The organism is Pseudomonas sp. G5001 (assembly GCF_013385475.1).
In the GTDB taxonomy this organism is placed as follows: Bacteria; Pseudomonadota; Gammaproteobacteria; order Pseudomonadales; family Pseudomonadaceae; genus Aquipseudomonas.
The window spans coordinates 13,327-26,402 of the sequence record NZ_JACAPZ010000037.1 but is presented as its reverse complement, the minus strand read 5'-3'; the positions used below and the strand labels follow the sequence as shown (position 1 = coordinate 26,402).

11 protein-coding genes are annotated in these 13,076 nt (G+C 61.7%); 9 read left to right on the top strand and 2 right to left on the bottom strand.

The window, feature by feature from the left end; all coding sequences use genetic code 11:
- Positions 1 to 128: 128 nt before the first annotated feature.
- Both HX805_RS26910 and HX805_RS26905 read left to right on the top strand, forming a co-directional pair.
- Positions 129 to 422 carry a DUF1145 domain-containing protein gene (locus tag HX805_RS26910; RefSeq protein ID WP_102368245.1) on the top strand — a complete coding sequence of 98 codons (294 nt, stop codon included), beginning with the start codon at positions 129 to 131 and terminating at the stop codon, positions 420 to 422.
- Positions 415 to 1,173, top strand: a complete 759-nt coding sequence (locus HX805_RS26905; protein ID WP_003213707.1) for a hypothetical protein — start codon at positions 415 to 417, stop codon at positions 1,171 to 1,173. Before HX805_RS26910 ends, HX805_RS26905 begins: the two co-directional genes overlap by 8 nt.
- 102 nt (positions 1,174 to 1,275) lie before the next feature.
- Here HX805_RS26905 and HX805_RS26900 read toward each other — a convergent pair whose 3' ends face one another.
- Positions 1,276 to 1,740: a CopD family protein gene (locus HX805_RS26900; protein WP_177081105.1), complete on the bottom strand. Its 465-nt coding sequence runs from the start codon at positions 1,738 to 1,740 to the stop codon at positions 1,276 to 1,278.
- A gap of 99 nt (positions 1,741 to 1,839) precedes the next feature.
- On the opposite strand from HX805_RS26900, the gene dinG reads away from it, so the two are divergent.
- The 6 genes from dinG (at position 1,840) to HX805_RS26870 (ending at position 10,369) form a co-directional block, all read left to right on the top strand.
- A complete protein-coding gene (dinG, locus tag HX805_RS26895; protein ID WP_008432096.1) occupies positions 1,840 to 3,984 on the top strand; it encodes an ATP-dependent DNA helicase DinG in 2,145 nt (714 codons plus the stop codon).
- Between the two features lie 95 nt (positions 3,985 to 4,079).
- The gene (locus HX805_RS26890; RefSeq protein WP_177081104.1) at positions 4,080 to 6,407 is read left to right on the top strand and encodes a beta-galactosidase; all 2,328 of its coding nucleotides are present in this window, start codon (positions 4,080 to 4,082) and stop codon (positions 6,405 to 6,407) included.
- 92 nt (positions 6,408 to 6,499) lie between these two features.
- Positions 6,500 to 7,645 (top strand): serine hydrolase domain-containing protein, encoded by a 1,146-nt coding sequence (locus HX805_RS26885; protein ID WP_177081103.1) that lies wholly within the window; start codon positions 6,500 to 6,502, stop codon positions 7,643 to 7,645.
- Positions 7,646 to 7,787: 142 nt separating this feature from the next.
- The gene (locus HX805_RS26880; RefSeq protein ID WP_177021286.1) at positions 7,788 to 8,948 is read left to right on the top strand and encodes an OmpA family protein; all 1,161 of its coding nucleotides are present in this window, start codon (positions 7,788 to 7,790) and stop codon (positions 8,946 to 8,948) included.
- A 27-nt stretch (positions 8,949 to 8,975) separates the two neighbouring features.
- On the top strand, positions 8,976 to 9,623 hold the full coding sequence (gene pdxH / locus HX805_RS26875) for a pyridoxamine 5'-phosphate oxidase (protein ID WP_003211693.1): 648 nt from the start codon (positions 8,976 to 8,978) through the stop codon (positions 9,621 to 9,623).
- Between the two features lie 281 nt (positions 9,624 to 9,904).
- A complete protein-coding gene (locus HX805_RS26870; RefSeq protein ID WP_003189251.1) occupies positions 9,905 to 10,369 on the top strand; it encodes a glycine zipper 2TM domain-containing protein in 465 nt (154 codons plus the stop codon).
- Between the two features lie 81 nt (positions 10,370 to 10,450).
- Here the strand turns inward: HX805_RS26870 and nhaA are convergent, their stop codons facing one another.
- Entirely contained in the window at positions 10,451 to 11,638 is a 1,188-nt protein-coding gene (nhaA, locus tag HX805_RS26865) for a Na+/H+ antiporter NhaA (protein WP_177081102.1), read from the bottom strand.
- A gap of 213 nt (positions 11,639 to 11,851) precedes the next feature.
- Here nhaA and HX805_RS26860 point away from each other — a divergent pair, with 213 nt between their 5' ends.
- Positions 11,852 to 12,949: a PLP-dependent cysteine synthase family protein gene (locus tag HX805_RS26860; RefSeq protein WP_173406096.1), complete on the top strand. Its 1,098-nt coding sequence runs from the start codon at positions 11,852 to 11,854 to the stop codon at positions 12,947 to 12,949.
- Positions 12,950 to 13,076 lie beyond the last annotated feature (127 nt).

The window sequence follows — 13,076 nt, the reverse complement described above, 5'->3', positions numbered from 1 at the left end:
CCCCGCCTCAAGGCCCCTGCGGAATCCCCAGGGGCCCCTTCATCAATTTTTTAATCCTTCACTGGCACAACGCCTGTAGAAGTCGTTACTGTGCGCCCAAAGAATAATGTGCAAGGGGAGCGTGCGGGATGAAGGTGTTTTGGGGGCTGGGTAAATTCTTGACGTTGCTGTTCTGGGTCGTGGTGGTGGTCAACCTGATCACACCGCTGATCAACCCGTTCCACCTGTTGGTCAACCTGGCCGGCAGCCTGTTGTTGCTGACCCATGTTCTGGAACTGCTGTTGTTCAACGGCAGTGTGAAAACCCGTGCCCATCCCTGGCGTGACCGCTTGCAGATCCTGCTGGTGGGTATGTTCCATGTGCAGAGCTTTTCGACGCCGACACCGACTAATGATGTAAACAAGGAGGCCAATCATGCGTAAGGTTTTTCTGTTGGCCCTGCTGGTCAGCCCCATTGCCCTGGCCCAGAGCGTCAGCGTCGAGACCAACTCGTTGATGCGCCTGCCCAACAGCAGTGGTGTGTTGCAACTGGAGCGACTGGACGTGGCGGATTACGGCACCTTGCTGATTCCCGCCAATATCACCCAGGTGACCGTGGATGAACTGCACCTGGGCCGCGACGCGCGAATCGCCATCGTGCCCGGTAGCACCACGTTGCAACTGCAGGTGCGTCAGGCGCAGCTGGAGCAGGGCAGCCAGATCACCTCACGCGGCGCTCCCGGTACCCATGAGCGCCCGGCCAAGGCGGGGCGTGACCTGGTGTTGCGGATTAACTCGCTGACGGCCGATGAGCTGTCGGTGGATGCCCGCGGTGGCGCGGGTGCCCAGGGTTATGCCGGGCTGGATGGTGCCAACGGCGAAGACCCGGGCTGCACCTGGGGTTCGGCCGGGCGCGGTGCCAATGGCGACAACGGCGGCGACGGGCTGCCGGGCGCGGCGGGCGCGCAGGTTCGTGTGGAATTGCCGCAGGACTTCCCGGGCGAGAAAATCAAGGTCTGGGTGGACGGCGGAGCCGGTGGCTTGGCGGGCACGGCGGGCAAGCCGGGTAAAGGCGGGCAGTCCAAGGGGTGCCTGGTGTACCGCGCGGATGGCGGCGAAAAGGGCCGGGCCGGGTTGGAAGGGCAGCCGGGGCCAGCGGGGCCTGCGGGTGCTGTGACCATTCAGAGGCTCTGAGGCGACTGGCCTGACGCTTTCGCGAGCAAGCCCGCTCCCACATTTGAAACGCATTCCAAATGTGGGAGCGGGCTTGCTCGCGAAAGCGGTCTACTAGGCGCTTTAGAACATCGGCCGTGCCGAAGCAATCGCCACCAGCACCAACCCCACTATCAAGTTGATCCCCACCAATTTACGAATCTGCCCCAACGCCGCAGCCCCGGCCGGCCAATCCTCAGCCGCCACCGCCACGCGCAGCTCCGGCAACTTCAGCGCCTGAATCCGGATAAACAGCGCCGTCATCACCACATACAACCCCATCATGACCTGTACATAACGCGGCGCGGTCTCAAACCCGCTGAAGCGCAGTTGCAGCAGGCCGACACCGCTGATCGGCAACACCAGCACCGCCACCCAGACCCACACGAAAAAACGTTGAAACACATTTACCCAGAGTTTCAGCCGGGCCGGCCCGTCCAGCGCGGCCATGGCGGCGGGGCGCAGGATCATCCAGGCGAAAAACATACTGCCGACCCAGATCAGGGCGGCCAGTACATGCAGGGTGTAAGCGAAGCTAAAGACGGTCATTGGGGTACTCCGTTCTGCGCGGGATTAATTAGCGGGGTATGATAGCGGCCGATCCGAACCACTGAAAATTTATCCAGCGTTTTTTGCGCCCGACTATCCATGATCAGCACTGAACTCAAAACCACGATCCAGGGCGCCTACTCGCGTTTTCTCGAAGCCAAGAGCTTGAAACCGCGGTACGGCCAGCGCCTGATGATCGCCGAAGTCGCCAAGGTCCTCGGGGATATCGACACCGACGACGAAGGTCGGCGCAGTGGCGACCCCGCCGTGGTGGCCGTCGAGGCCGGCACCGGTACCGGTAAAACCGTGGCCTACAGCCTGGCGGCGATCCCCACCGCCAAGGCCGCCGGCAAGCGCCTGGTGATTGCCACCGCCACCGTCGCCCTGCAAGAGCAGATTGTCTACAAGGACCTGCCCGACCTGATGCGCAACAGCGGCCTGAATTTCACCTTCGCCCTGGCCAAGGGCCGTGGGCGCTATATGTGCCTGTCCAAGCTCGACGTGCTGTTGCAGGAAGGTCACGCGCAAACCGCCACTGCCTCGCTGTTCGAAGAAGAAGGCTTCAAGATCGAAGTCGATGAGGTCAGTCAGAAGCTGTTTACCAGCATGATCGAGAAACTGGCGGGCAATAAATGGGACGGCGACCGCGACAGCTGGCCCAATGCCCTGGAAGACGCCGACTGGGCACGCCTGACCACTGATCACAGCCAGTGCACCAACCGGCATTGCCCCAACTTCGGCCAGTGCGCCTTCTACAAGGCCCGGGAGGGCATGGGCAAGGTCGACGTTATTGTCACCAACCATGACATGGTCCTCGCCGACCTGGCCCTGGGGGGCGGCGCCGTGTTGCCCGACCCGCGCGACACACTCTACGTGTTCGACGAAGGCCATCACCTGCCCGACAAGGCCATCGGCCACTTTGCTCACTACACGCGGCTGCGCTCCACCGCCGACTGGCTGGAAACCACGGCCAAGAACCTCACCAAGTTGCTCGCCCAGCACCCGCTGCCGGGCGACCTGGGCAAGTTGATCGAGCAGGTGCCGGAGCTGGCGCGGGAGATCAAGACCCAGCAGCAATTCATGTTCAGCGCCTGCGAGCAGGTGGCAGACTTCAAGCCCGGCGAAGACGTGGAAGGCCGCGAACGGCCGCGCCATCGTTTCGTTGGCGGGCTGATCCCCGAGCACATGCGCGAAATGGGCGTCGAGCTGAAAAAGGGCTTTTCGCGCCTGACCGACTTGTTCACCCGTCTCACCGATTTGCTCAAGGAAGGCATGGATGGCGAGGTCAATATCGGCATCGCCAGCAATCAGGCTGAAGAATGGTACCCGCTGTTTGGCAGCCTGCTGTCCCGTTCCCAGGGCAACTGGGAGTTGTGGACCGCCTTTACCGTCGAAGACCCGGAAGACAACCCGCCCATGGCCCGTTGGCTGACCCTGTCGGAAAGCGGTGCGCTGTTCGATATCGAGGTCAACGCCAGCCCGATCCTGGCGGCGGAAATGCTCCGACGCAATCTGTGGAACGTGGCCTACGGTGCCTTGGTCACCTCGGCTACGCTGACGGCCCTGGGCACCTTCGACCGCTTCCGCATGCGCGCCGGGCTGCCGAAGAAGGCCGTCACCGCCGTGGTGCCCAGCCCGTTCCATCACGCCGACGCCGGTGTGCTGCGGGTACCGGACCTCAAGGCCGACCCACGGGATGCGCCGGCCCATACGGCGGCGATCATTCGTGACCTGCCCTCATTGGTAGAGGGTTCCCGGGGCACGCTGGTGTTGTTCTCGTCCCGCAAACAGATGCAGGACGTGTTCGACGGCCTCGACCGTGACTGGCGCAAGCAGGTGTTTATCCAGGGCAACCTGTCGAAACAGGAAACCCTGAACAAGCATAAGGCGCGGGTGGATGGCGGCGATTCCAGCGTGCTGTTCGGCCTCGCGAGTTTCGCCGAGGGTGTGGATTTGCCCGGTGCCTACTGCGAACACGTGGTGATCGCCAAGATCCCGTTCTCGGTGCCGGATGATCCGGTGGAAGCCGCGTTGGCCGAATGGATCGAAGCCCGGGGCGGCAATCCGTTCATGGAGATCTCGGTGCCGGACGCTTCCTTGAAACTGGTCCAGGCCTGCGGCCGCCTGCTGCGTACCGAAGAAGATCGCGGCACCATCACCTTGCTTGACCGGCGTCTGGTTACCCAGCGCTATGGGAAAGCTATCCTGAATGCTTTACCGCCGTTTCGGCGGGAAATTTCTTAAGGCCCAGTGGGCGAATTCGCCCACTTTGTGGTCTATCTCACCATCGCTTCACGTCATCAGGCCAGTCACCGGCCGTTTGGGAGAACCTTGTTCACATGATTCGCACGCTGCCCGCTGTTTTTGCCCTGTTGTTTGCCGCGCCATTGCTGGCTGCGCCTGCCGGGCAACAAACCTTGTTCAACTTTGTACGGCCCGCCGATGTGGTCAAGGTGGCGACCCAGGACGCCAGCCTGCCGCAATACAACGCCGAACAAACCGCTGAAGGCGAAGTGCTGCGCCGTATCACCTTCAACCCGGCGGCCGAACCTAGCCTGGTGCTCAGCCCGCAGACCGGCGCCTGGGACTGGTCGCAATCCGGTGCCATGAGCCTGCGGATTCAAAGTGCGATGGACTGGGCGCTGACCCTGTACATCAAGGTGCAGAGCAATGACGGCCGAACGCTGTTCAGCCGTATCGACCTGCCAGCCGGTCCCGCGCAAACGCTGTTGATTCCGCTGCAAGCCAACTCGCCCCTGAGCCAGGGGATGAAGGCCGGCCCGCCGATGCCGATCACTGTCGATGGCCAGCGCGTGCTGCTGGCCAGCAGCGAAGGGGAGATCGACCGCAGCCAGATCGTGTCGGTGACCCTGTCGATGATCAAGCCGAACGTTGCCCAAAGCATCTTGCTCGAACGCTTTGGCGTGCAGGACATCGCGCCGGTACTCAAGGCTACCTACAGCGATCTGGTGGACGCCTATGGGCAGTCCACCCGCGCCCGGTGGCCGGAGAAAGTCAGCAGCGACGAGCAGTTGAGGGCCGCAGCGGTCAAGGAACAGCAACAGCTCAAGGGCTGGCTGGCCGAGCGCGACAAGGCCTCCCTGGACAAATTCGGCGGCTGGAACAAGGGCCCGGCCTTTGACGCCAGCGGCTTCTTCCGCACCGAGAAGCGCGACGGGCGCTGGTACCTGGTGACACCGGAAGGCCATCCGTTCTACTCCCTGGGCGTCAACACCGTCGCCCCGGACAACAGCCAGACCTACGTGGCGGGCCGCGAATGGATGTTTGCCGCGCTGCCCAAGGCCGGCGAGCCTTTCGACAAATACTACGGCAGCGGTGACAGCCGCAGCGGCAATGGTGCCGATCAGGGGCGCAGCTTTAATGTCGGCCGCTGGTACGACTTCTATGGCGCCAACCTGCAGCGTACCTATGGCCAGCCGTGCGTGCCGCCGGCACCTTGTGCTCCGGAAGGTTTCGACCAGAAACGTTGGGTCAGCCACACCCTCGACCGCCTGCGGGCCTGGGGTTTCAATACTGTCGGCAACTGGAGTGCGCCGCAGCTGGCGACCGCCGACCGCGTGCCTTACACCTTGCCACTGTCGATCGTCGGTGATTACGCGAGCATCAGCACCGGCACCGATTGGTGGGGCGGCATGCCCGACCCGTTCGACCCGCGCTTCGCCATGGCCACCGAGCGTGCGGTGGCAATTGCCGCCCGTGACCATCGCGACGACCCGTGGCTGATCGGCTTCTTTGCCGACAACGAACTGGCCTGGGCCGGTCCCGGTGATGATGCGAAATCCCGCTACGCCCTGGCCTACGGCACCCTGCGCATGACCACCGACGTGCCGGCCAAGCGCGCGTTTCTCAAGCAATTGCGCGACAAGTACCGCAACCAGGAGGGGCTTTCCAGGGCCTGGGGCATCGAGCTGCCCGCCTGGGAACTGATGGAAGACCCGGGCTTTGTGCCGCCAATGCCAAGCCCGGAGCACCCGGAAATCGAAGCGGACTTCAAGTACTTCCAGAAGACCTTTGCCGACGCCTACTTCAAGACCATCTCCGATGCATTGAAATGGCATGCGCCCAACCAGCTGTTGCTGGGTGGCCGATACGCGGTCAGCACGCCGGAAGCGGTGGCGTCCTGCGCGCAATATTGCGATGTGCTGAGCTTCAACATGTACACCCTCAAGCCTCAGGACGGCTACGACTTCGCGGCCCTGCGGACGTTGGACAAGCCGGTGCTGATCACCGAATTCAACTTCGGCTCGGCGGACCGCGGCCCGTTCTGGGGCGGCGTGACGCAGCTGGCCCGGGAAGAGGATCGTGGGGTTGCCTACGCCAACTTCCTGAAGCAGGCCATGGCCGAGCCGTCGATCGTCGGCGTGCATTGGTTCCAGTACCTGGACCAGCCGGTTACCGGCCGTTTGCTTGACGGCGAAAACGGCCATTTCGGCCTGGTCGGCATCACCGATGTGCCGTTCCAGGGGTTTGTCGACAGTGTGCGCAAAAGTAACCTGGCTGCCGTCGATCAGCTGGGCAAGGAGGCCGAAAAGGCCAAGGCTGCCGCAGCGGTCCACGCCGGTGAGGGCGGCAAGCCCGGGCGTGAAGGCAATGCAGCAGCGCCGGGTGCAGAGCATTCCGGCGGGCATTCCGGCAAAGGTCATTGATGGGGGCTGATCGACGAGAGCGGGTTCACAAATCGCTCAATGGCTGGAACAATGTCGGCCACTTTCTGTAGTACTTTTCCAAGGGGGCTTAGGTGCAGATTCAGGGTCATTACGAGCTTCAATTCGAAGCGGTGCGTGAAGCCTTCGCCGCGCTGTTCGACGACCCTCAGGAACGTGGTGCCGCGCTGTGCATCCAGATTGGCGGCGAAACCGTCGTCGACTTGTGGGCCGGTACCGCCGACAAGGACGGTGCCGAGGCCTGGCACAGCGACACCATTGCCAATCTGTTCTCCTGCACCAAGACCTTTACGGCCGTCACGGCGCTGCAACTGGTGGCCGAAGGCAAGTTGCGGCTGGATGCGCCGGTCGCCAAGTACTGGCCGGAGTTTGCTGCCGCGGGCAAGGAAGCCATCACCCTGCGTCATCTGCTCTGTCACCAGGCCGGGTTGCCGGCCCTGCGTGAAACGCTGCCCGCCGAAGCCCTGTACGACTGGCAGATGATGGTCGACGCCCTCGCCGCCGAAGCGCCATGGTGGAAGCTCGGGGAAGGGCACGGTTATGCGGCGATTACCTATGGTTGGCTGGTGGGCGAGTTGCTGCGCCGCGCCGACGGTCGTGGGCCGGGCGAGTCCATCGTGGCCCGGGTTGCACGGCCACTGGGCCTGGATTTTCATGTGGGGTTGGCGGATGAAGAGTTTTATCGAGTTGCCCATATAGCCCGAGGCAAGGGCAATGTTGGCGATGAGGCGGCACAACGTTTACTTCAAGTAACGATGCGCGAGCCGACGGCGATGACTACCCGTGCATTTACCAATCCACCGTCTATTCTGACCAGCACTAATAAACCCGAATGGCGGCGTATGCAGCAGCCAGCGGCAAATGGTCACGGTAATGCGCGAAGTCTGGCGGGTTTTTATAGTGGGCTGCTCGACGGTAGTTTGCTGGAAGCCGATATGCTCGAAGAGTTGACCCGCGAACACAGTATCGGCCCGGATAAAACCTTATTGACACAAACCCGGTTCGGGCTGGGTTGCATGTTGGATCAACCGCACGTGCCAAACGCCACCTTCGGCCTTGGCCCACGGGCCTTTGGGCATCCCGGGGCCGGTGGTTCGGTGGGGTTTGCCGATCCGGAACATGATGTAGCCTTTGGTTTCGTGACCAATACATTGGGCCCTTATGTACTTATGGACCCGCGGGCGCAAAAGTTGGTAAGAATATTGGCCGGTTGTCTGTAAATAGCTTGCTGTCTTGCGTTTTTTTGTTACAAAGGCACATACAAAAAGACGCTAGGCAAAATGTTGTAACTTTAATGTTCCAAAAGCGTCTGTTTAACGGGTCATTCAGGCCCCTGGTTTTTTCTCATTTTGTGGATATCTCATGTTATCGAACAAGTCCTTGGCACTGGCGCTATGCCTCACTATTACTGGCTGTGCACAAACCCCACAAAATGATGCCGAGGGCGGGCATTGGTGGTCATTTGGCTCCGATAAGGCTGCTACCAAGGACGCAGTGAGCCAGGCCGACACCAAACCGGATGCCAAGCCGGCGGTCGCGGCCAAGGCGCCAGCGCCGGTAGCACCCGCTGCTGCTGCACCTGCACCGGTTGCGAAGGCGGATACCGGCTCGAGCTGGTGGCCGTTCTCGTCGAAAGCCGACGACGCCAAGGCAGACCTGAAGGCCGACCTCAAGGCGGCAACGCCTGCCTCCGGCGCCCCGGCTGATGCACCGGCCGCTGCACCTGCCGTTGCCAAGACGGATACCGATACCAAATGGTGGTGGCCGTTCGAAAGCAAGCCAAAGCCATTGGCCAAGGTCGACGTCGCCAACATCCCGATGCCTGATCCAAAAATCACCCAGGCCTGGCTGGACGACTACGAGCCACGCCTGCGTCTCGCGATCAAGGACAGCAACCTGCAACTGGAACGCCGCGACAACGTATTGGTGGTGATTGCCCCGGTTGATGGCTCCTACAACCCGAAACGCCCGGCGATGTTGCTGCCGGTGACCCTGGGTCCGTTCACCCGTGTTGCCAAGGCCGTTGAAGGCGATCCGAAAACTGCCGTACTGGTCCTGGGCCATGTAGATACCTCGGGTGCCGAGCCGGTGAGCCAGGCCCTGACCAAGGAACGTGCACAGTCCATCGCTTCGATCTTCAGCCTCAGCGGCCTGAAGCAGGACCGCCTGATGCTGCGTGGCATGGGTGACCTGATGCCGCGTGCCGCCAACGACAGCAACCAGGGCCGCGCCCTGAACCGTCGCATGGAAATCATGTTCACCCAGCGCACCACCATGCTGGCCTTGTTGAGCAAGTACAACTCGGCCAATCCGCCGAAGGCTGAAATGGTCGCTGTGCAGGACGTTCCTGCTCCAGCCGCTGCTCCGGTCAAAAAAGCTGCCGCTCCGGCGAAAAAAACCGTCGCCAAGAAAGCTGCCGCCAAGCCGGCTGCCAAAAAGGCCCCGGCCAAGCCTGCTGCTAAAAAGCCAGCACCTGCCAAGGCCGCCGCTCCAGCTGCTACCAACGACCAGGCGAAGAACTGATTATTTGAGCAAGAAGGATAAAGCCGCATGACCCAGGCACTGGCCGATATGCGCCGTGACTACACACGGGACGGTTTGAGCGAGGCCCAGGCCCCGGATGAACCGTTTGCCTTGTTCCACCAGTGGTTCGCCGACGCGGTGAAAACCGAACAGCCACCGGTGGAGGCCAATGCCATGACCCTGGCTACGGTGGACCAGGACGGTCGCCCGCACTGCCGGATCCTGCTGCTCAAGGGCCTGGATACACAGGGCTTTACCTTCTTCACCAATTATCAGAGCGCCAAGGGCGAACAACTCGCGGCGCGACCGTTTGCCGCCATGACCTTCTTCTGGCCGACCCTGGAGCGCCAGGTGCGCATCGAAGGTCGGGTGGTCAAGGTCTCGCCCGAGGAGTCGGATGCTTACTTCCAGGTCCGTCCCCTGGGTAGCCGCCTGGGTGCCTGGGCTTCACCGCAAAGCCGGGTAATCAGGGACCGCGAAGAGTTGCAGGCGCTGCTCAAGGCCACCGAACAACGCTTCAGCGATACCCAGCCTGATTGCCCCGAACACTGGGGTGGTTACCGCCTGCTGCCGGAGCGCATCGAGTTCTGGCAAGGCCGCGCGAGTCGTTTGCACGACCGCTTGAACTTCCGCTTGCAGGGGGCCGACTGGACCCGTGAGCGCCTGGCGCCCTGAGCCCACCTTTCGTCACCTCGCCTGAATGTAGCGCTGCACGCCGAAGTCTCTAGTCAGAGGCCTTGGATGGGTAGCGCTGCGCTGCGTTATGCGGCCGTTAGCTACAATGATGACAGCGTCCATCAAGATCCTGAGGGAGGTGGGAACGCTACCGTTCGTCGAGTTTTTCGGTACAGGTTCTCTGTACTAAGGCTGAATGAAAACAATTTTCTGCCCGGCATGCCGTGACAGGCGGCAAGCCACAGCGGTTTAATGGATACCTGTCCTTTGGAGTTGATGCTATGCGTAAGTCCGTTTTACTAGTTGCCTGCTTTACCACCCTGTCGCTGCTGCTGGGTGGCTGCGCCTCGAGTCTGACCGGCGACTCGTACTCCCGTGACGAAGCTCGTCGTGTACAGACTGTTCGCATGGGCACCATCGAATCCCTGCGTCCGGTGAAAATCGAAGGCACCAAGACCCCAATCGGCGGCGCTGCGGGCGCAGTCATCGGCGGCGTTGGCGGCAGCGCCATCGGCGGCGGCCGTGGCAGCATCGTGACCGCCGTTATCGGCGCAGTCGCCGGCGGCCTGCTGGGCTCGGCCACCGAGGAAGGCCTGACCCGCACCCAGGGTGTTGAAATCACCGTCCGCGAAGATGATGGCAGCATGCGCGCCTACGTCCAGGCGGTTCAAGAGAACGAAATCTTCCGCATCGGCGACCGCGTCCGCATCATGACGGTGGACGGAACCAGCCGCGTTACTCGTTAAGGGTAAGGTTGCAGGAAAAGAAAAACCCCAACCGGGTGGCCGGTTGGGGTTTTTTGTTGGGGGAGCGATTGTTCTTAACGGTCAGGCTTGTACGAGCGCCTGCTTGCGACTGGCCATCGCCGTCACCGCATACCCGATCAGCGCCGCCAGTATCGACCCGGTCAGGATGCCCATCCGGTCCATACCCGCGTATTCACTGCTGCCCGGCACAAACGCCAGGGAGCCGACAAACAGGCTCATGGTGAAGCCGATGCCGCACAGGACCGCCACGCCCAGCACCTGGCCCCAGTTGGCGCCGGCGGGCAGTGCGGCAAGGCCGGTTTTTACCATGACCCAGGTGAAACCCAGTACGCCAACGGTCTTACCCAGCAGCAGGCCGGCGGCGATGCCCATTGGCACGTGGTGGGTGAAGCTTTCGAGGTTGACGCCAGCCAGCGAGACGCCGGCATTCGCAAAGGCAAACAGCGGCAGGATCGCGTAGGCCACCCAGGGATGCAGGGCGTGTTCCAGGGTCAGCAGCGGCGATGGCTCGGCGTTTTTGGTGCGCAGCGGGATGCAGAAGGCCAATGTCACGCCCGCCAGGGTGGCGTGTACGCCGCTCTTGAGCACGCAGACCCACAGGATCAGCCCGACAATCATGTAGGGCCCCAGCTTGACGACACCCAGCCGGTTCATGGCTATCAAGGCGATCAGGCATGCCGCTGCGCCGGCCAATGACGCCCCGGACAGGTCGGTGGAGTAGAAGATGGCGATCACGATGATTGCGCCAAGGTCGTCGATGATGGCCAGGGTCATCAGGAACAACTTCAGCGAAACCGGCACGCGCTTGCCCAGCAGGGCCAATACGCCCAGGGCGAAGGCAATGTCGGTGGCCATGGGGATTGCCCAGCCACCCAGGGCGGCCGGGTTGTCCTTGTTCAGCGCCCAATAGATCAGCGCCGGCACGACCATGCCGCCGATGGCTGCCGCTCCCGGCAGTACCACTTGCGAGGGCTTGGACAGTTGGCCGTCGAGCAACTCGCGTTTGACCTCAAGGCCGATCAGCAGGAAGAACAGGGCCATCAGGCCGTCGTTGATCCACAGCAGCGCCGGCTTGGCGATTTTCAGGGCGCCGATTTGTGCGACCACCGGCACGTCGAGAAAACTCGCGTAGAGGTGCGACAGCGGTGAGTTGTTGATGATCAGCGCCAAAGCGGCAGCAGCGATCAGGAGCAGACCGCTGGCGGCTTCCAGCTGGAAGAAACGGGTGAAAGTGCTACGCAGAGGCAAGGGATGCTCTCCAATCAAAGTTCAATAGGTGGGTACCCTAACCCGTACCGTTAGTTGTTAAAACAAAAGTTATATTCTTATTTGTTATAAGGGATCGGTCTGATCACTTGCGCGCCAGACCCCGGAAATTGTGTGTCCAATTGAGTCATGACTGTATCTGTGTGGAGTGTAGGAAACATCCTAAGATCAGGACTGAAATCCTTAGAGAAACCGATCATGAGCGACAACCGCCAATGGGCCCGCGAAGCCATTCGCATTATTGAAGCGGACTTCCAGCGCAGCGCCGACACCCACCTGATCCCCTTGCCAATGCAGGGCTTGCCAGGTATCGAGTTGTATTTCAAGGATGAGTCCAGCCATCCCACCGGCAGCCTGAAACATCGTTTGGCGCGTTCGTTGTTCCTCTATGCGTTGTGCAACGGCTGGCTCAAGCCCGGTGCACCGGTGATCGAAGCCTCCAGCGGTTCCACGGCGATTTCCGAGGCGTACTTCGCCAGGCTGCTGGGCTTGCCGTTTATTGCGGTGATGCCGGCCACCACTTCCCAGGAAAAGATTGCGCAGATCGCGTTCTACGGGGGCAAGAGCCATCTGGTGCAGGATCCGACGCAGATCTACGCCGAATCCGAGCGCCTGGCGCAGGAAAGCGGTGGCCATTTCATGGACCAGTTCACCTATGCCGAACGTGCCACTGACTGGCGCGCCAACAACAACATCGCTGAATCGATCTTCCAGCAACTGCGCTTTGAGCGTTATCCGGAGCCGAGTTGGCTGATTTCCAGCCCCGGCACGGGTGGCACCACGGCGACGTTGGGGCGTTATGTGCGTTATCGCCAGCACTGCACCCGAGTGTTGTGCGCGGACGCGGAGCGTTCGGTGTTTTTCGACTACTACCTGAGCGGCGACGCCAGCCTGCGCCTGGACTGTGGCTCGCGCATCGAAGGTATTGGCCGGCCACGGGTTGAGGCGTCTTTCCTGCCGAAAGTGATTGATGCGATGGTCAAGGTGCCGGATGCGCTGTCCCTGGCGGCCATGCATTACCTGGCGCAGCGCTTGGGGCGGCGAGTAGGCGGCTCAAGTGGCACCAACCTGATCGGTGCGTTGATCGCGGCGCAGCAGATGAAGGCGGCAGGGGAGTCGGGCTCGATCGTGGCGATCTTGTGCGACGGCGGTGAGCGCTATGCCACGACCTATTACGATCAGGCCTGGCTTGCAGGGCAGGGGTATGAGTTGGAGGGTTTGATTGCGGCCGTTGCGGCGAGTGTCGAGCGGGGGCAACCGTTGCCGGAAAGCATCCTGCGCGCCAATATTTGAAACACCGCATTACCAATGTGGGAGCGGGCTTGCTCGCGAATGCGGTGGATCAGCCAATACATGATTCGGCTGATCCACCGCATTCGCGAGCAAGCCCGCTCCCACATTTGATCTGCTGCGTTTTCAG